Source organism: Aeromonas sp. QDB23, from assembly GCF_027707745.1.
GTDB classification, from domain to species: Bacteria; Pseudomonadota; Gammaproteobacteria; order Enterobacterales; family Aeromonadaceae; genus Aeromonas; species Aeromonas allosaccharophila.
In genome coordinates, this window is record NZ_JAPCJA010000005.1 from 52197 (window position 1) to 71043 (window position 18847).

The 18847-nt window shown below is 60.2% G+C and carries 20 protein-coding genes; 8 read left to right on the plus strand and 12 right to left on the minus strand.

All coding sequences use genetic code 11. The features are described 5' to 3' along the window. Positions 1-41: 41 nt before the first annotated feature. From PG888_RS03810 to PG888_RS03820, 3 genes are read right to left on the minus strand one after another with little or no spacing between them, the layout of a single operon-like run. Complete coding sequence (locus tag PG888_RS03810) at positions 42-2855, minus strand: M16 family metallopeptidase (RefSeq protein ID WP_182938789.1); 2814 nt, start codon at positions 2853-2855, stop codon at positions 42-44. Positions 2856-2882: 27 nt separating this feature from the next. Further along, positions 2883-3320 (minus strand): YqaA family protein, encoded by a 438-nt coding sequence (locus PG888_RS03815; protein ID WP_182938788.1) that lies wholly within the window; start codon positions 3318-3320, stop codon positions 2883-2885. After that, positions 3317-4294, minus strand: coding sequence for an NADP-dependent oxidoreductase (locus PG888_RS03820; protein ID WP_270692746.1), 978 nt, complete (start codon positions 4292-4294; stop codon positions 3317-3319). The genes PG888_RS03815 and PG888_RS03820 overlap by 4 nt, the downstream gene beginning before the upstream one ends. Before the next feature lie 56 nt (positions 4295-4350). Between PG888_RS03820 and PG888_RS03825 the strand changes: the two genes are divergently transcribed. Then, entirely contained in the window at positions 4351-4518 is a 168-nt protein-coding gene (locus PG888_RS03825) for a hypothetical protein (protein ID WP_005308905.1), read from the plus strand. Between the two features lie 54 nt (positions 4519-4572). Here PG888_RS03825 and PG888_RS03830 read toward each other — a convergent pair whose 3' ends face one another. Then, positions 4573-5583, minus strand: coding sequence for a Preprotein translocase subunit SecY (locus tag PG888_RS03830; protein WP_182938786.1), 1011 nt, complete (start codon positions 5581-5583; stop codon positions 4573-4575). Between the two features lie 255 nt (positions 5584-5838). Between PG888_RS03830 and PG888_RS03835 the strand changes: the two genes are divergently transcribed. Next, positions 5839-6135 carry a hypothetical protein gene (locus PG888_RS03835; RefSeq protein ID WP_111807709.1) on the plus strand — a complete coding sequence of 99 codons (297 nt, stop codon included), beginning with the start codon at positions 5839-5841 and terminating at the stop codon, positions 6133-6135. A gap of 37 nt (positions 6136-6172) precedes the next feature. On the opposite strand, the gene PG888_RS03840 is transcribed toward PG888_RS03835, so the two are convergent. From PG888_RS03840 to rpsF, 4 genes are all read right to left on the minus strand, one after another. Then, positions 6173-6916 carry a ferredoxin--NADP reductase gene (locus PG888_RS03840; protein WP_182938785.1) on the minus strand — a complete coding sequence of 248 codons (744 nt, stop codon included), beginning with the start codon at positions 6914-6916 and terminating at the stop codon, positions 6173-6175. A gap of 101 nt (positions 6917-7017) precedes the next feature. After that, entirely contained in the window at positions 7018-7464 is a 447-nt protein-coding gene (gene rplI / locus PG888_RS03845) for a 50S ribosomal protein L9 (protein WP_042063007.1), read from the minus strand. A gap of 49 nt (positions 7465-7513) precedes the next feature. Beyond that, positions 7514-7744 (minus strand): 30S ribosomal protein S18, encoded by a 231-nt coding sequence (gene rpsR / locus PG888_RS03850; protein ID WP_005313392.1) that lies wholly within the window; start codon positions 7742-7744, stop codon positions 7514-7516. A 30-nt stretch (positions 7745-7774) separates the two neighbouring features. Further along, positions 7775-8161: a 30S ribosomal protein S6 gene (gene rpsF, locus PG888_RS03855; protein WP_033135470.1), complete on the minus strand. Its 387-nt coding sequence runs from the start codon at positions 8159-8161 to the stop codon at positions 7775-7777. Positions 8162-8398: 237 nt separating this feature from the next. On the opposite strand from rpsF, the gene PG888_RS03860 reads away from it, so the two are divergent. The 3 genes from PG888_RS03860 (at position 8399) to PG888_RS03870 (ending at position 11188) form a co-directional block, all read left to right on the plus strand. After that, positions 8399-9622, plus strand: a complete 1224-nt coding sequence (locus PG888_RS03860; protein WP_182938784.1) for an Nramp family divalent metal transporter — start codon at positions 8399-8401, stop codon at positions 9620-9622. Positions 9623-9731: 109 nt separating this feature from the next. Then, positions 9732-10592, plus strand: coding sequence for a hypothetical protein (locus tag PG888_RS03865; protein WP_182938783.1), 861 nt, complete (start codon positions 9732-9734; stop codon positions 10590-10592). Positions 10593-10744: 152 nt separating this feature from the next. Continuing rightward, positions 10745-11188, plus strand: coding sequence for a PACE efflux transporter (locus tag PG888_RS03870; RefSeq protein WP_139406857.1), 444 nt, complete (start codon positions 10745-10747; stop codon positions 11186-11188). 142 nt (positions 11189-11330) lie between these two features. Here PG888_RS03870 and PG888_RS03875 read toward each other — a convergent pair whose 3' ends face one another. Next, a complete protein-coding gene (locus tag PG888_RS03875) occupies positions 11331-11603 on the minus strand; it encodes an HU family DNA-binding protein (protein ID WP_033135475.1) in 273 nt (90 codons plus the stop codon). Between the two features lie 330 nt (positions 11604-11933). On the opposite strand from PG888_RS03875, the gene PG888_RS03880 reads away from it, so the two are divergent. Together PG888_RS03880 and PG888_RS03885 are read left to right on the plus strand one after the other, a co-directional pair. Then, positions 11934-12416, plus strand: coding sequence for an Rsd/AlgQ family anti-sigma factor (locus PG888_RS03880; protein ID WP_042063003.1), 483 nt, complete (start codon positions 11934-11936; stop codon positions 12414-12416). Positions 12417-12516: 100 nt separating this feature from the next. Next, on the plus strand, positions 12517-12897 hold the full coding sequence (locus tag PG888_RS03885; RefSeq protein WP_042063002.1) for a PilZ domain-containing protein: 381 nt from the start codon (positions 12517-12519) through the stop codon (positions 12895-12897). A 79-nt stretch (positions 12898-12976) separates the two neighbouring features. Here the strand turns inward: PG888_RS03885 and radA are convergent, their stop codons facing one another. Continuing rightward, positions 12977-14344 carry a DNA repair protein RadA gene (gene radA / locus PG888_RS03890; protein WP_005340481.1) on the minus strand — a complete coding sequence of 456 codons (1368 nt, stop codon included), beginning with the start codon at positions 14342-14344 and terminating at the stop codon, positions 12977-12979. Positions 14345-14444: 100 nt separating this feature from the next. Here radA and PG888_RS03895 point away from each other — a divergent pair, with 100 nt between their 5' ends. Continuing rightward, positions 14445-16823, plus strand: a complete 2379-nt coding sequence (locus PG888_RS03895) for a PilZ domain-containing protein (protein ID WP_182938782.1) — start codon at positions 14445-14447, stop codon at positions 16821-16823. Between the two features lie 54 nt (positions 16824-16877). Here the strand turns inward: PG888_RS03895 and PG888_RS03900 are convergent, their stop codons facing one another. Both PG888_RS03900 and serB read right to left on the minus strand, forming a co-directional pair. Next, a complete protein-coding gene (locus tag PG888_RS03900) occupies positions 16878-17783 on the minus strand; it encodes an alpha/beta fold hydrolase (RefSeq protein WP_182938781.1) in 906 nt (301 codons plus the stop codon). Positions 17784-17811: 28 nt separating this feature from the next. Continuing rightward, positions 17812-18822 carry a phosphoserine phosphatase SerB gene (gene serB, locus PG888_RS03905; RefSeq protein ID WP_182938780.1) on the minus strand — a complete coding sequence of 337 codons (1011 nt, stop codon included), beginning with the start codon at positions 18820-18822 and terminating at the stop codon, positions 17812-17814. Positions 18823-18847 lie beyond the last annotated feature (25 nt).

Genomic DNA, 18847 nt, shown 5'->3' on the forward strand with positions numbered 1-18847 from the left:
CGCCCCATCCGGCGCGGCTCTTGATTTTTATAAAGCGTCAGTTACGGCAACTGCAGCGGATAGATGGGAAGATGAAGCTCCTGCAGGGGTTTTTCAAGCTTTTGCTTGTCTCCCACCACCACGATCACCATGTCGGCCGGATTGAGCCAACGGGCGGCACTGGCCTTCAGCGCCTCGGGCGACACCGTCTTGATCAGGTTGCTCTGGGCCTGCACATAGTCCGGCTTCAGATCATACATCACCATCTGCAACAGGAAGCCTGCCTTCTGGCCTAGGGTCTCGTAGGAGAGGGCATCCTGCTGGGAGACCGCACTGCGCATATAGGCCAGCTCGACCGGGGTCGGACCGCTCTTGCGGTAGGTGTCCATCTCCTTGAGGAACTGACGGATGGCATCGACGGTCGCATCGGCCCGCACATTGGCGCCGGTGGCGAAGGTACCCACCTCGCGGTTGGCGGAGAAACCGGAGCTGGCGCCGTAGGTGTAGCCCTTCTCTTCCCGCAGGTTGAGATTGATGCGGCTGTTGAAGTTACCACCCAGGTTGAAGTTCATCAGCCCGGCGGTGAAGTAATCCCCCGTGGTATCGAACGGCATGGCACGACGACCGATGCGGATCACCGACTGGGGCGCCCCCGGCTTGTCGACCAGATAGATGCCCGGCTTGGCCTGCTCACCCTTGAGCTTGAGATCCCCCAGGGTCGGCGTGGCCCCCTTCCACTCGGTCAGGAAGCCCAGTTGCTCCTCGATCTGCTTCTGGCCCACATCACCGACCACTACCACTTTGGCATTGGTGGGGTTGTAGTAGGCCTGATAGAAGTGCTTCACATCCGCCAGCGTCAGCTTGGCCACATCGGCCGGCACCCCGTCGGAAGGCTGACCGAGGCGGTTCTGCTTACCGTAGACCAGCTCGCGGAACGCCTGCCCGGCCAGCCACTCGGGCTGTTGCTGCGCTTGTTGCATCCCTTGCAGCAGCTGCGCCTTGACCCGCTCGAAGTCCGCCTCCCGCATGCCCGGGCGCTCCAGCACCTCGCGCACCAGCGCCAGCGTCTGGGGCAACTTGTCCGCCAGAGAGCTGACGGTGATCAGGTTGTTGTACTGGGCGCTGGAGACATCGATGGAAGAGCCCAGCTTTTGCAGCTCGTCGCTGAGCTGAGCCTCGGTCAGGCGCACCGTGCCCTGCCCCATCATGGCGGCAGTCAGATTGGCCAGCCCAAGCTGCCCCTTATCTTCGGCACGAATGCCGCCCGGCAGGGCGATCATGATGGAGACGGCGGGGATCTCGTCACTCTTGGTGCCGATAATCTCGATGTTCTTGTCGAGCTTGCCGTGCCAGATGGCGGGCACCTTGACGCTCACCGCCTCGCTTGCCTTGGGCTGCACGCTGCGATCGAAATTGTCTTTCACCGGTCGTTCGGCCAGCGCCTCGTCATGCTTGCTGTAATCCGGCAGCTCACGCTTGGCGGGGGTAAAGTTCGGGGTAGCGACCTGCCACTCTGTCTTGCCCTTGGGCACCACGCTCAGCACCACCGCCGGTTTGCCCGCGATGAACTGGTCGTAAGCGGCCTTCACCTGCTCCGGGGTCACCTTGCCGATGGCATCGAGAGTCTTGAATACATAGTTGGGATCCTGAGTAAACACCTGACCCATGGCGAGCTGGCTCACCTTGCCGGAGACGCTATCCAGACCCCAGATGGCGGAGGCACGGTACTTGGCGATCGCCTTCTCCAGATCTTCCGGCTTGAGACCGCGCTGGGCGAACTCGCCGATCACCTTGTCCACCTCCCCCTTGAGGGTCTTGAGGCTGCCGTCCTGCGACGGATTGGGGTAGGCGTAGACGGTCAGGGTACAGGCCAGCTCTTCACAGTAGTGGGACGCCCCCACATCGATCGCCTTGCCGGTTTTCACCAGCGACTGGTAGAGCATGGAGCTGGCCGAGCCGCCGAGCACGTCGGCAAACATGTCGAGCGCCGGCTCCTGCGGATCGCCAAGAGAGACGGTGGGGTAACTGATATAGAGCAACGGCAGGTGTACCTTGTCCTGCAGCGTCACATAACGGGTCTCGGGCAGGGTCACCGGCTTGGGAGCAGGCTCAGCCACATCCGGGCCGCGCGGGATAGAGCCGAAGTACTGCTCAATCCACGCGAGGGCCTGCTTGCTGTCAAAGTCGCCGCCCAGTGTCAGGGTGGCGTTGTTGGGGCCATACCAGCGCAGGAAGAACTGCTTGAGGTCGTTCACATCGACCCGGTCGAGATCTTCCACGTAACCGATGGGCTGCCAGGAGTAGGGGTGAGTGCGCGGATAGAGCGCCTCCCCCACTTTCTCGCTCACCAGCCCGTATGGCTGGTTATCGACCCGCTGGGCCCGCTCGTTCTTGACGGTGGCGCGCTGGATCTCGAACTTCTTCTGGCTCACAGCATCGAGCAGGAAGCCCATCCGATCCGCCTCCAGCCAGAGCACTTTTTCCAGCTGGTTGGCAGGCACAGTCTCGTAGTAGTTGGTGCGGTCCTTGTTGGTGGTGCCGTTCATGTCACCACCGGCCTCGTTGATGATCCGCATATGCTCCTGATCACCGACGTGTTTCGAGCCCTGGAACATCATGTGCTCGAAGAAGTGGGCGAAGCCGGACTTGCCGACCGTCTCGCGGGATGAGCCGACGTGATAGGTCACATCGAGGTGCACCAGCGGATCGGAGCGATCGGGGGCCAGGATCACGGTCAGGCCGTTGTCCAGCTTGTACATCTGGTAGGGGATGGCGAGCTTGCCCTCCTCCTTGCCCTGTTCGGCGATCAGGGTCGGTGCCGCCAGCACCGGCAGGGTGAAGCCCAGCAGAATCGTTAAAGGTATGACTTTGTTCACGGTAACCTCGTGAGTGACAAAAACAGGCTAGAAAATGTGACTGGCCAGCAGAAAAACCAGGGCATAACGGAACAATTTGCCGAGCCCGATCAGGATAAGAGAGCGCCAGAAGGAGAAGCGCAGCCAACCGGCCAACAGACAGAGACCATCACCGACCACCGGCGTCCAGGCAAGCAGCAGACACCAGTGACCATGTTGTTTGAGCCAGCCTAAGGCTTTTTGTTCCCCACGGCCTTGAAAATCTTCCGGTTTCTTCTTGAAGGTGGCGAGCCAGCCGAGCCACCAGGTGGTCATGGAGCCGAGGGTATTGCCCAGCGTCGCCCACAGCAGCAGGCTCGCCATGCTCCACTCCCCCTTGGCCGCCATGGCCCCCAGCAGCACTTCGGAGCTGCCGGGCAGCAGGGTGGCGGAGGTGAAGGCGCTCAGAAACAGCCACCCCAGACCCATCTCGGTAATGCCATTCATCCGGGCAGGCCGTCGGCCGCAGGCATCCGCAGCAACAGCTTGCCACGCACATGGCCCCCTTCGATGGCCTGATGGGCCAGCGCACCCTCAGCCAGAGCGAACTCACCGGCGAGGGTGACCTTCACCTCCCCCTGACGCAGCAGCATCAACATCTGACCCAGCTGCTTCTGATCGGGGTGAACCAGCATGCCGACCACCTCGATACCCGCCGCAGCACCCGCATCCTTGATCAGCTGGGCGGTAATAGTGGGCACCGTCACCAGACGGCCACCCGGCTTGACGCAGGCGAGCGCCGCCTTGCCGCTCTCGCCGCCCACCAGATCCAGCACCAGATCGACCTGACCGGCCTCTGCCACCACCCGTGCTGGCCAGTTTGCGTCGTGGTAGTCCACCATCCAGCGCGCCCCCAGAGCGTGCAGGAAGCCATGGTTGTCCGGGCTTGCGGTAGCCACCACCTCGGCGCCATAGGCGCTGGCAAACTGCACCGCCAGATGGCCGACACCACCGGCACCGGCGAGGATCAACACCCGCTGGCCGCTCTGGAGGGCCCCGTGCTCAAACAGCCCCTGCCAGGCGGTGAGACCGGCCAAGGGCAACGCAGCCCCCTGCTGGAGGCTCACCCCGTCGAGTTTGACCAGCTCGCTCTCGCTTGCCACCACAGACTCCCCGTAGCCACCGGCGCTCAGGGGAAACCCAACCATGCCGCACACCTGATCACCTTCGACCAGCGAGGTCACGCCGGGGCCCACCTTCTCCACCACGCCGGAGACGTCATAACCCGGCGTCCAGGGCAGCTTGTCCTTGTTCTGGGCCGCCGCCCAGCCAAGGCCTGCACGGGTTTTGGCATCGATGGGATTGACCCCGGCAAAGCAGATGCGCACCCGCACTTCGCCATCGGCTGGCACCTTATCGAGGGAAGGGTTGAGCTTGAGTACCGAGGGGTCACCGAATGCGGTAATCTGTAGTTGCGTCATTGCACAATCCATCCTGTTGATTGATCAAGGGTCAACAGAATAACAGCGAGGACACCATGGCTCGAATGTTTCTTATTCCTCTGTTGCTGGCACTGGGGTGGTGGGCGTTTCTGCTCTACTTCCGCATCCCGCTCAAACAGGGGGCCAAGGGGTTTTACTGGATCATCGGTATCGGTGGCGGACTGGCCGCCTTCCTCAGCCTGATGATGGTGCTGACTCACTGAGTGCTACCGCCGCTTTATAACGACAAAGGCCACCGCATTCCGGTGGCCTTCTCATTACCCGGGTTGCTGCTCCAGCGCCGGATTGAGGTAGTAGTGGCGATTACTCCCCTGCCCCAGTACCCCTTGCGACAGCAGATGGTGGAACACCCGATCCACCTCCTCCAGCGAGAGTGACAGCGCCTGCGCCACCGAGCGCTTGCTGCACTTGAGCTCACCGCTCACCAGCGCACCGTGAACCTGCGCCAGCACTTCGGGAGCGGGCTCGGGGGGTATCATCGGCTCGTGCTGAGCCGCCATCGCCAGCGCTTCCTGCGCAGCAAGGCGGGCTTGCTCTTGCTGCCAGCGCCACATCCGGCGAAAGCGGTTCTCCTCGCCGATCAAGCTGACGAAGAAGGCGCCAAACACGTCGAGCAGCACCGAGAGGAAGCAGACCAACAGGAACTGCACCTGACTGATGCTCATCCCCACCCCGTCCGCCAGACTGCTCATCAGCCCCAGCATGGAGGATTGTTCGTTGACCGGCTTGGCATCGCGCTGCTGGCGCAGCTCATCCTGCTGCAAGCGCAGCTTGGTGTTGGCGTGCTGCAACGAGGAGACACCGCTAGAGATGCGCTCCAGCTCGATATATTTGCGGGCCGCCTCTTCGTTGAGCTGGATCTGCCGCTCGATGCTGGCGATCTGCTCGTCGAAACGGGCAAGCTCCCGCTCGTGGCGTGCCTGCTGGCTCAATACCGTGTTGGTGGCACTGTTGATGCCACCGATACTGCCGCCAATGGAGATGGCCGCCAGCACGCTGTAGAACAGCAGAGACCAGAAAGCGCCGCCCAGATCCCGCCGCGCCTTGCGCTCACCGTACTCGTACCAGACGTAAAACTTGCCCAGTTCGAAGATGATGGCCAGCCCGCCAAACAGCCACTTCATCAGCGGATTGTCATCGATGGAGAGGAACAGCAGCAGGGAGAAGATGATGGAGGCCAGAATGGCCAACCCGGTGAAACTGTATACCGTCGTCAGAGCAAACCACCCCTTGGGGTAGCGCAGCGCGGAGGAGTCCTGTGTGGTCATGATGAAGGGGTGTGCTGTGCAGGAAAAGTTGGCTGCCGATTATAGTCGTCGAGCCCGCGTAGAGAAGGGCAAATGACTGAATTCCTTCAGATTGACAACCAGCTGCCCAGAGTGCGACCAAAACGGACAAATCGGCAGCAGAAACGCGATACAATCCCCTCCTGACTTAATCGAATGGTGAGATGCACTACGGTTCCGCTCGGGTTCAGCCCCGATCAGTAGACTCATCCACCGTTGCAATTATCCGAGGCCATCATGAACAGTAAGACCACTTTGCTACTCTCCCTTCTTCTGATTACCGGCAGCGCCGCTGCGACACAGCAATATCAAGAGAGCAGTGGCTCCGAATTCTCCGTCGATGAGCTTAAATTCAATCTGGACTGGGATGACAAGCAGTTCGGCTGGACCCAGAACGACTGCCTCGATCTGGGGATCGGCGAAACCGCTCCGGCCGACTGCAAGGCGGTCAAATTCAATCTGGAAGATGAAGAGAACCGCAATCAGCCACCCAGCACCAACCAGCTCTCCGCCCCTCAGGGTAATAACCAGTAATGGTCAGGGGCCAATCGTGGCCCCGACTCCACGACTATTACCAGTAGTTCTCCGCACTGATATTACCCGGCGCCCGCCGCAGATTCTTGGCCAACCCCAGCGCCAGCAAGGTCTGCTGGGTCTCTTTCACCATCTCCGGGTTGCCACAGATCAGCACCTGGCTCAGCTCGGGTGAAAATTCCAGCCCCACTCGCGCCTGCAACCGACCTTCGGCGATGGCAGCCGGGATCCGCCCTGCCATCGCCTCGGGCCACGGCTCACGGCTGACAAAGGGAACATAACAAAAGCGTTCGCTATATTGCCCGGCAAAGCTGGCGATAAGTGGCTGATAACTTAGCTCTTCGCCTTTGCGCACCCCGTGCACCAGCACCAGATTCTCGAAACGGTTAAACACCTCGCCATCGGCCAGCATGGAGAGGAACGGACCGATGGCCGTACCGGTCGAGAGCAGCCAGAGATCGCGCCCGGCGGGCACCTCATCGAGCGTCAGGAAGCCGGTCGCCTGGGATTGCACCAGCAGGGTATCACCGGCTTGTAGCGAGCCGAGCGAGGGGGTCAGTTCACCACTGGGGATCTCGACCAGATAGAACTCGTGGTATGGCGCAGAGGGAGGATTGACGAAGGAGTAAGCGCGCTGAATGCGGCGATCGCCCTGCTCGAGGGCCAGCTTGGTGAATTGACCTGCCTTGTAGGGGGCCAGATCGGCCGCTACGCGCAGGGAAAACAGGGTGGGTGTCCATTCGATGCGTTCGATGACGCGACCTTCGACCCAGGCTGCCATAAGGATCTCCTCCAGTGGAACAGACCTTCACTCTACCCCCGGACCCCAAAATAAAAAACCCGCGCAAGAGCGCGGGTTTTTTCTGCAAAAGCGAATCGCTATTACAGGGCAACAACCTGGATCTGTACGGTTGCTTTAACGTCAGCGTGCAGCTGAACGGCAACTTCGTACTCACCGGTGTTACGCAGAACGTTGCCCATACGGACTTCGCTCTTGGCAACAGCAACACCAGCAGCAGTGATGGCTTCAGCCACGTCACGGGTACCGATGGAACCGAACAGCTTGCCTTCGTCGCCAGATTTGGAGGCGATAACAACGGCAGCCAGTTCGGCCAGCTTGGCAGCGCGCTCTTCAGCGGCAGCTTTACCGGCAGCCAGTTTGGCTTCCAGTTCAGCACGGCGAGCATCGAAAGATTCGATGTTAGCCTTGGTAGCCATAACAGCTTTGCCTTGCGGGATCAGATAGTTACGGGCGTAGCCAGCTTTAACAGCGACTTGATCACCCAGACCGCCCAGTTTGGCGATTTTGTCGAGCAGGATAACTTGCATTACCTTTCCTCTAGAGAAGTTGAGTTAGGCTTAAGTGCCGGACCGATTCTTACTTGTTGTGCAGATCGGTGTACGGCAGCAGAGCCAGGTAACGAGCACGCTTGATGGCGCGTGCCAGCTGACGCTGATACTTGGCGCGGGTACCGGTGATACGGCTTGGTACGATCTTGCCAGATTCAGTGACGTAGTTTTTCAGAGTAACGATATCTTTGTAGTCGATCTCGGTAACGTTCTCGGCGGTGAAGCGGCAGAACTTACGACGACGGAAATAACGTGCCATGGCCTTTATCCTCTATTCAGTGATCCAGAATTACTCTTCGGAAGCAGCTTCAGTAGCTTCTTCACGGCGCTCGTCGTCACGACGGACAAAACGCTCTTCCTTGGCCTTGGCCATCGGAGAAACTTCAGTCACAGCGTGCTTGGTGCGCATGATCATGTTGCGGATAACGGCATCGTTGAAGCGGAAGTTGGTTTCCAGCTCATCGATAACGGCTTGCTCTGCTTCTACGTTCATCAGAACGTAGTGGGCTTTGTGCAGTTTGTCGATCGGGTAAGCCAGCTGACGACGGCCCCAATCTTCCAGGCGATGAATGGTGCCACCGGAGGTGGTGATAGCGCCGGTGTAACGCTCGATCATGCCGGGTACTTGCTCGCTCTGGTCCGGATGAACCATGAAGACGATTTCGTAATGACGCATTTTAGCTCCTTACGGATTAATTCAGCCTCCGCCCAGGTGCAGCCAGACCTCGGAGGCAAGGAACATAAAGGTGTTTAGTCGCTGCTTTTCTAGGGCGGCATATTGTACAAAATCACATCCTTCACTGCAACTGACTGCCTCAAATGTTTTTCCCGATGGAAATGATACAAAAGACCAATTGATAATAATTATCATTTAGATCTATTCTCTCTCCATATCCTTATGGAGGGTGATGCCATGCAACCCGCACTGACGACAACGATCCCGGCCCGCAAATTCAAACTGACCCTGCTCGGGCCTGCCTTTATCGCCGCCATCGGTTACATCGATCCGGGCAACTTCGCCACCAATATCCAGGCGGGCTCTACCTTCGGCTACCAGCTACTGTGGGTGGTGGTGTGGGCGAACCTGATGGCCATGGTGGTGCAGACCCTCTCGGCCAAGCTCGGCATCGTCACCGGCAAGAATCTGGCGGAGCACATTCGCGACCGACTGCCGAAGCCGGCGGTGTGGGCCTACTGGGTGCAGGCAGAGATCATCGCCATAGCCACCGATCTCGCCGAATTCATTGGCGCCGCAGTAGGCTTCAAGCTGCTGCTTGGCGTCACCCTGCTGGAGGGGGCCTGCATCACCGCCGTGGTGACCTGGGGGATCCTGATGTTGCAATCCCGCGGCCAGAAACCGCTGGAGTTCGTAGTCGGTGGCCTGCTGCTGTTCGTTGCGGCAGCCTACATCGTTGAGCTGATCTTCTCCCGCCCCCATCTGCCCAGCCTGCTGGAGGGCGCCCTCTTCCCCGGCCTGCCCAACAGCGATGCCGTCTATCTGGCCGCCGGGGTGCTCGGTGCCACCGTGATGCCCCACGTCATCTACCTGCACTCGGCACTGACCCAGCACACGCAGGATCAGGGCTCGGTCAGCCAGCGGCTGCACACCACCCGGGTCGATGTGGCGATTGCCATGACCATCGCAGGCTTCGTCAATCTGGCGATGATGGCGATGGCGGCTGCAGCGTTCCACAGTTCGGGCCACCAGCAGGTTGCGGAGCTGGAATCTGCCTACCAGACCCTCACCCCGCTGCTGGGTCAGGCGGCTGCCACCCTGTTTGGCCTCTCTCTGGTCGCCTCCGGCATCAGCTCTACTGTGGTGGGCACCCTGGCCGGGCAAGTGGTGATGCAGGGCTTTGTCCGCTTTACCATCCCACTCTGGCTGCGTCGCGCAATCACCATGGCTCCCGCCTTCGTGGTGATCGCCATGGGGCTCAACACCACCGACATTCTGGTGCTGAGTCAGGTGGTCCTGAGCTTTGGTATCGCACTGGCCCTCATTCCGCTGTTGATGCTGACCGGCGATCGGGCGCTGATGGGGGAACATCGCAACCACCCCGTCACCCAGGCGGTAGGCCGCCTTATCGTCGCGCTGGTGATCGGCCTCAACGCCTACCTGCTGGTTGCCATGATCTAGCAAACCGTCAAGCAACAGAGGGGCTCATTAACGCTGGTTAATGAGCCCTTTCGCACTTTGGCGTATGCTGCCGCTTTCTCTTCTCATTTATCGTTGCGGGAGCCTTGCCATGGAACATACCCGAGCCAGCTTCGTGCTGGGCCATCATCAGGAGCAGGCCAGCGTGGTCTGCTGCCAGCGCGGTGACACCACGCTGCTGGTCACCGACCTCACCCCCTTTCATCCCCAAAGCCATCTCTGGCCCGATCAGCCGGGGGATGTGGGCCATGCTCGCTGGGAAGGGGGCGAAGCCGCCATTGCCCCTTGCCGGATGGGGGCTATCAGCCCGGATGGCGAGCTGTTCGTCGATACTGCCATTCCGGTCAAACGGGGGGCTGAAGGGTGGCGTTTCGTGGTGGTCCATCCGCTGACCGGTGACCACGCACTGGCCGCCGGCAGCCAAGTCGAATTGCAAGTGGATAGCGCTGCCCGCTACGCCCTGAGTCTGGGCCACAGTGGCTGCCATCTGGCCGCGCTGGCGCTCAATCGGGTACTCATCCCCTACTGGCGCAAGGAGGTAAGCGAGCGTGATGCGCTGGGCCAGCCCGACTTCGACCGCCTTGCCATTCAGAGTTCACGGGTCGAGCCCATGGGCTCACGCGAGCAGTACCGCATCGGCAAGAGTCTGCGCAAGAAGGGGGTCAACAGCGAAGCGCTGCTGGCGGATCTGGCGCTGATTGAAGAGCAGGTCAATCAGCAACTGGCCGACTGGATCGCCGCCGGGGGCGAGATCCGCCGCAGCCGCGCTGGCGAGGCGATCATCGATTCCCGCTACTGGCACTGCACGCTGGAAGGTCAGGAGGTGACCATCCCCTGTGGCGGTACCCATGTTGCCTCGCTCGCCGAGTTGGGAGAGGTCAAGGTACAGCTCACTCAGGTGGAAGAGGGCTTTGCCATGCTGACCCATGTCACGCCAACCGGCGCCTGTTGACCACCAGGGGTCAGCGCCCAGAGTTGGCAATAGAGACGTATCGCAAAGAGGGGGCATCATCATGCCCCCTCAACGCCAGCCCTGACGAGCCGGGGTGCTTCTCTTTTAACCACTCCCTGATTAGAATGCGCCTCCCACAGGAGGCACATCACATGAGTAGTACCCAACTGCGCACCACCCCGGATCGACTTCGTTATCTGGTTCTCTACGAAGGCATCGGGCTGGCGCTGGTCGCACCGCTGATCAGCCAGCTGTTTGGTCAGGGCGTCGCCGAGGTCGGTTCGCTGGCCATCTTCTTCTCCATCGTCGCCACCGCCTGGACCTACGGCTGGAACCTGTTGTTCGACAAGGGGTTGCTCAAACTTTGCGGGCGCGCCAACAAGCGACCACTCGACCGCTTCCTGCACGCTTTTGGCTACGAGGCGAGCTTTATGATGCTCTCCCTCCCCTGTGTCATGTTCTGGCTCGATCTGGGGCTGTGGGACGCCCTGATGCTGGATCTCGGCTTCGTCGCCTTCTACCTCGTCTACATCATGCTCTTTACCTGGGCCTATGAACGGATCTGGCCGCTGCCATCCAGCCCGCAGACGGCATGAATCCTCAGCCACAACAAGGCTGACAGAAGGAACTGGCACAGCAGGAAAAGTCAGGAAGCACTAACCGGAAGGATGTGAGAACCCCATAAAAACAATGCCAGTCAGCAAGCTGACTGGCATTGGACAAAACAGACTTTCGGACTTACTTGACGGCGTCTTTCAGAGCCTTGCCAGCCACGAATGAAGGCACGTTGGCAGCAGCAATCTGGATCTCGTTACCAGTTTGCGGGTTACGACCGGTGCGGCCTGCGCGGTGGGTGACCTTGAAGGTGCCAAAACCGACCAGTTGCACAGCATCGCCTTCTTTCAAGCTCTGGGTAATACCATTGATGATCTCTTCCAGAGCCACTTTGGCCTGAGCTTTGCTCAGATCTGCTTTGGCGGCAATCGCATCGACAAGTTGAGCTTTGTTCATAACATTTCCTTTATGATCGGGCATTTAGCGCTGGGTCACTCTATGCAAAAAAAAACGCACAGGCAAAGCCTTTATCGAGCCGAACGCGTCAAACGCTGGGGTTTTCATCAAGATCTGCGGAAATAGTCACATTCCACACCAGAAAAACTGCGGACCGGCCTGAAAGCTGCAGGCATGGGGAAACGATAGAGAGCCTATTTCTTCGTCACTTAACAATATCCCGGCATGGCTATTGACGCTTGGTCAGATTTTCCCTAGTTATAGGTAATGTCACTGCTCAAACGGCTCGGAAGCCCATCAAACGCCCAGCCTTTGCCCCACGGAGGGATTATGTTGACGAAACTGGAACAGACCAAACAGGCGCTGGCTGGCAAGCATAAGGCTATCGATGACTGGCTGGATGCAAGGCAAGCGTTGCTGGTCGAGTATATGCGGCTGGCAGGCCTCACCCCGGCCCGCACCAAGCAACGCAACCTGCCAAAAACGGAAGAGCTGCAGCACTTTTGCGAAAAGCTGGTCGACTATGTCAGCGCCGGTCATTTCGAGATCTACCACCATGTGGTCACCGCCTTCGAGCAAGCCAGCGGCGAAACGCTGGAGCTGGCCAAGCGAATCTATCCCCACATTCGTACCAGCACCGAATTCGCTCTCGAGTTCAACGACAAATACAGCGATGCCGACGAGGCCCAACTGCTGCTGCTGGATGACGATCTCAACGAGCTGGGTCCGGTACTGGAGGAGCGCTTCAAACAGGAAGATCGTCTGGTCAAGGCGCTCCATGTGGTGGAATCCTTGACTACCCAGCAAGCCTGAACGCCATTTTCGGAGCAAGTTCAAGATACTGGCAACCAAGGTGGATTACACTCAGAGCAATGACCCTAGCGTCCACACTTATTGCATACAGGAGATGAGCATGTCTGAGCGCCGCCGTTTTGCACGGATCCTCTACTTGACCATGGCAGAACTAACTCAGGGGGAACAGAAGTGGCAGACTCAGCTGGTCGATGTCTCCTTGCAGGGAGCCCTGTTGATCCGCCCCGACGACTGGGAGAGTCGTGACAACAAAGAGTACCAGCTCAGCTTTGTGCTCAGCGGTAGCGATATCGAAATCAAGATGCAGGTCGAGCTGACCCACGAGGCCAGCAAGAAGCTGGGTTTCTATTGCCACCACATCGACATCGACAGCGCCACCCACCTCAAGCGGATGATCGAGCTCAACGTCGGCGACGAAGAGCTGCTCCACCGCGAGCTGGAACAACTGCTGAGCGAGCATCTGGAGCATAGCCAGCCCTGATGGCAGGTTCCACCCCGTAAAAAGAGCGCCGAGGCGCTCTTTTTTGCTGTTCTGTTGTCTCAATTACAATGCGGGACGATTACAGCGCCTCGAGAGCCTCGGACAGCTTCTTGACCGGCACCACTTCCATCCCTTCGATGGGGTGCTTGGGGGCATTGGCGTGCGGCACGATGGCGCGACGGAAACCGTGCTTGGCTGCCTCCTGCAACCGCTCCTGACCAGACGGCACCGGACGAATCTCACCGGAAAGGCCCACTTCGCCGAACACCACCAGATCCTTAGGCAGTGCCTGATCCCGGAAACTGGAGACCATCGCCAGCAGCAGCGCCAGATCCGCACTGGTCTCCTCGACCTTGACCCCGCCGACCACGTTGATGAAGACATCCTGATCCGCCATCTGCAGCCCACCGTGACGATGCAGCACCGCCAGCAGCATAGCGAGCCGGTTATGATCCATGCCCACCGCCACTCGGCGCGGGTTGGAGAGCTGGGAGTAGTCCACCAGCGCCTGCAACTCCACCAGCAGCGGCCGGGTGCCCTCCCAGATCACCATGACGATGGATCCGGGTGCCTGCTCCTGACCCCGACTGAGGAAGATGGCGGAGGGGTTGCTCACCTCGCGCATCCCCTGCTCGGTCATGGCAAAGACCCCCAGCTCGTTGACCGCGCCGAAGCGGTTCTTGTGGGAGCGCAGGGTCCGAAAACGGGAGTCATGGCCACCATCGAGCAGCACCGAGCAGTCGATGCAGTGCTCCAGCACCTTGGGGCCGGCCAGACTGCCATCCTTGGTCACGTGACCCACCATGAAGATGGCCACATGATTCTGTTTGGCGTAGCGGGTCAGCAGCGCCGCCGCTTCACGCACCTGTGAGACCGAACCGGGGGATGATTGCACATCCGCCACATGCATCACCTGAATGGAGTCGATCACCATGATCTGCGGCTGCTCCTGCTGGGCAATCAGGCAGATCTGCTCGACGCTGGTCTCGGAGAGCATCCGCAGCTTGTCGGTGGGCAGCCCGAGGCGGTTGGCCCGCATCGCCACCTGCTGGAGCGACTCCTCGCCGGTGACATAGAGGGTTTTCATCCGCTCGGCCAGACCACACATGGTCTGCAGCAGCAGGGTCGACTTGCCCGCCCCCGGGTTGCCGCCGATCAGAATCGCCGAACCGGGCACCACGCCACCGCCAAGCACCCGATCCAGCTCCTTGAAACCTGAGGTAAAACGGGGGATTTCGGTGGTGGCGATCTCTGCCAATGTTTGTACCTGACTGCCGACCGCGCCGGCATAACCGGTGTATCGGGCACTCTTGCCAGCGGGGCTCACCGACCCGAGACGCACCTCGGTGATGGTATTCCACTCCTTGCATTCGCTGCATTGACCTTGCCAGCGTGTGAAGTCGGCACCACATTCGGAACAAACATAAGCAGTTTTATTTTTGGCCATTGATAACTCGGGGACAGGATGAATTCCTGCTTGATATACTTGTTTGCGACCGACAGATCAAACCCAGAATCGGAAAAGTGACTTTCCGTGGCAGGAACACATGGATTCAGAACACCAGCAACATCTGATTGAACAACTCGTCCCCTTGTTGCGGGAGAAAGATTTCGACGAGATCTTCAACCGCATGACCCAGGAGGAAAATAGCAACAGCCGTTTTCTGATCAAGATGGAGCTCAAGCGCAAGTGCTCACCCTGCCGCAGGGTCATCGACATGCGCGATGAGCTGGGGGATGAGTGCCTGGTGCATGAATTCGACGGCATCACCCACTTCATGCCCGCCGAGGCGATCGGCCTGTTTCAGTCCCAATGCTATCTCTACCGCGATATCTATACTCTCGGTGTCTACGAGGCGCTGCAACAGTGGCAAAAACAGCACCATAACGCCCGCGTGGATGGTCAGCTATCTCCCCCTGCCAGCCCCTTCCGGCAATATGACGTCAATACCATCGCCTTTGCCAGCTACTACGGCCGCCGTCAGGAGCGGATGCACTTCAGCTCGCCGGTGCTGATCAAGTTTCAGGACGGTGAGAAGCTGTTCGCCAAGAGTTCTGACCTATCACTTGGAGGCATGCGGGTCTCGGTCCCCTATATGCCCAACTACCACACCGGCGCCCAGGTGGAGGTCTTCTTTACCGGGCTGGAGCGGGACACCCCCAATCCGGTGCTGCACCAACCGGTCGGCTACCAGATACTCGGTGAAGAGAGCAAAGAGGGGAAATATTGGCTAAGACTGGTGCGATCGGGCGAGCAGCCCGCCTTCGATGCCTTCCTCAGCGACTTTATCGAGGCCAACAAGATCCGCTATCGGGTCAGCGTTGACTACCTGCTCTCCGCCGCCATCATCAAGGGCTATGAGCAATTCTACCTGCCGCGGATGACCGGCATGCCGCTCTTCTTCGGCACCGGCGACAGCCCCAACCTCGAGATAGCCCTGCGTACCGAGAACAACCAGCACCTGCTGGAGTATTGGCGCGACGAAAAGAACCGCGATGCCCTCGCGGGCCTCTTCAATGCCGAGCGGATGAAACGGCTCTGCCCGGCCCCCGGCACCACCACCGAGGTCATCATCTACTGCTTTACCCACACTGTGCGCAGCCATATCTACTTCTTCTCCGCGACCGCCGAGGAGCTGCGCCAGAGTGGCCTTACAGCCCTCTTTTTCCAGGTGGGCTCGCGCCGCCCCAGCTGGCGCGTCTACAAATTTTCGCTGGAGGCGTGTGATTTGGTCGAGGCGGATGTGGGCCAACTACAGGGGCAGGACAACCCGCAGTTGCAAGATATCCTGCTGCTCGAGCGGCTCAAGCAGATCGGCTATTGCGGCCTGCTGCAGGAGATCGGCCTGGAGTCCCAGCGCGAGGAGTTTCATCAGGAGGGGGTCAATCACAATGCCAACGAGCTGCAGCGCTTTGGCCACGAGCAGGGCGTCGCCCCGTTCGAGCTCGAAACCCTGCACTATGTCCAGTTGCGCAAGGAGCTGCGCTACATCCACAAGACGGCGGTCGCCATCCACCACAATGGCAAATCCTGGATCGGCTGGACCCGCGACATCTCGACTCACGGCCTGCAAATCGAGCTGGAAGAGGCCTTCATCGGCGAGAAGAACGATGTGGTGACCATCGCCCTGCCCCGTTTGCAGGAGCTCTCCAAGAGCATGGATCTGCAGCACCTCTCCTACCGGCTGGTCAGCCTCAACATGACCCGTACCGTGCTGCACCTCTGCATCGAAGGGGATTCGGATCGCCATACCGGCCGCCAATTCTTCAGCCTGCTGATCGAGAGCAACCAGAACAAGCTCAAGGCGGCGCAGGAGCAGCGCCGCTATCGGGGGCTGGCGCGGGCACTGCGCAACATCTACACCCATCACCTGTTCAACTCGCCGGTCTACGTCAACAAGCTGAAAGGGGCGCCCAAACCGGCCTCCATCGGCAAGTCGCTGCAACCGCGCAGTCTGCAGCGGCTGCTGCAAGCCTGTGCCGAGCTGCCGGAGCAGGAGAACCTCTACCCGCTGTTTCAGGGGGAACTGCTCAAGGAGCTGCTGATGAACCCGCTGCGCGCCATCGAGCGGGAGGACAAACCGAGAGAAGACGAGGTCTACATCGCCAGCATCCAGACCAAGGCGGGCCTGCCCATCTTCAACAGCCGGCTGGCCAGCAGCTTTGTCAGCAGCAAGGAGAAACGTCAGTTCATCGAACTGGCACAACAACAGGGAGAGTTTTACTCGGTACTGGTCGGCATCTCCCGCACCGGGCGGCCCGACACCAACTTCATCGCCAACGAGCTGGACTACATAGCCAAGTTCGCCATCCACAAGGCCAAGAAGCTGGAAGAGGAGCTGTGGAGCGTGGTGGGTGTCGGCGAGCTGACCGATACCACCCGGGCCACCCTGTTCCGCTTTGGCATCACGCCGCCGCTGAGCTGAAGATCTCGGAGCATACCCAAATGACGCAGGGCGCACGATGCGCCCTGTTTTTTGTCATGCCGCCTGCGGATTGAGCAGCCAGTCAAGGATCTGGGGGAAGTGATCCTCCTGCGCCTGCGGGGCGGTCAGCATGTTGATGTGGTCATAATCGAGGCGGTTACCATTGTCCCTGCCAAGGCGAGTGTGGCGGGTGACCGAGCCCATCTCGGCGCTGAAACGGCGCACATCGGTCGGGTGACCCAGCACCTTGTCCGCTTTGGCCGAAATCATCCAGAGCGGCGGCCAGTTGACCCGTGCTGCCGCCTCGTCATAGGCAAAACCGTCGTAGGGATCCTGCCAGGGGCCACACTTGACCCAGGGGATGGTCTCCTGCAGATAGCGCAGCGGCTCGTCGTCCGCCCCGATCTTCAGATTGCGAGCCGCCAGAAAACCGCGGCGGCGGGCCAGCCAGGGGGCCAACCGATTCCAGATCAGATCCACCTTCAGCCAGCGCTCGGGATTGTGCACCGACACTCCGCGCTTGGTGCCAAAAAACAGCAGACTGGCCACCTGCTCCGCCAGCTCGGGAAAGCGCACCAGAGTCGAGGCCATGATGACACCGCCCCAGGAGTGGGCCACCCAGTGCACCTTGAAGCCGTGATGGCGCGCGGCAATCCAGCGGTGCAGGGCGGGCAGATCCTCGGTGATCAGTTCGTGCTGACCGTGCTCCGCCTGCTCGGCGATGGCCGGGGTGCTGAGCCCCCGCCCCCGCAAATCAGCCACATAGACCTGATAGCCGTGGCGGGCCAGAAAACAGGCCAGCCCCTTGCCCGATTCAGTGTAGAAGATCCGGCCGTTCTCGATGGCGCCGTGCACCATCAGGATCGGCTCGCCATGCACGGCGACCCGGGGTTTGATGTGGCGAACATGCAGTTGATGGGCGCCACAGGGGATAAATAGAGACTGCTGCAACAATTCCATTTTTATGGGTTTCCTCCTTGAAACACGATCAGCGCTGGTCCCAGCGCCGCTCGCTGCAGGCCCGCGCCGCCAGCAAGCAGATCACCCCTTCCAGATCGTGATGATTGAGGGTGGCCGCCGCCTGCGCCCGCACCAGCGGTTTGGCGTGAATAGCGATGCCAAGGCCGGCAACGCTCATCATCTTGAGATCGTTGGCGCCATCGCCGATGGCCACAGTCTGGGCGGCAGCAATGCCGTACTCCTGCGCCAACTGCTGCAACACCTCGGCCTTGACGCTGGCATCGACGATGCGCCCGCTCACCTTGCCGGTCAGCTGACCCCCTTCCACCGCCAGCTCGTTGGCGAAAATAGCATCGAGCCCCAGCTCGCGCTGCAACTGGCCAGCAAAACGGGTAAAACCACCGGAGGCGATGGCCACCTTCCAACCCGCCCCTTTGAGGGTATCGACCATCAACTGCAAGCCGGGCATCCACGGCATGTTGGCGGCTACCTGGTCGAGAATGGTGACCGGCGCCCCTGCCAGCAGGGCCACCCGGTTGCGCAGGCTGTCGGAGAACTCCAGCTTACCCTGCATGGCCGCGGCCGTTACCGCCGCCACCTGCTCCCCCACCCCGGCAAGGCGGGCAATCTCGTCGATACACTCGATGCGGATCGCGGTGGAATCCATGTCCATCACCAGCAGGCCGGGTTCGCTCAGGGTCGGCAGCGCGGGCAAATGACAGAGATCGATCTCCCACACACCGCTCTTGAGCTCGGCCACCAGCGCGGGTGAGAAGCGATCGCAGCCAAGCAGCAGCAGCGGCACACCCGCCACCTCGCTGGGAGGATAGAGGGTGGCTGCCAGCCCCTGCGCGGCCAACAGTGGCGACAGACGCGCCAGATGGGATGCGCCCAGCCCCTTGCCAAATAGCACCAGCCAGCCCCCCGCCTGCGGGGTCTCTGTCGGCTGCAACGCATCAACGTTGAGCTGCCAGCAGGGTGCGCCGGACAACAACGCGGGCCAATCGGATAACAGAGGGGGGAGCCGGGACAACAACATAAGGGATACGCCTTCCTTGGTGATC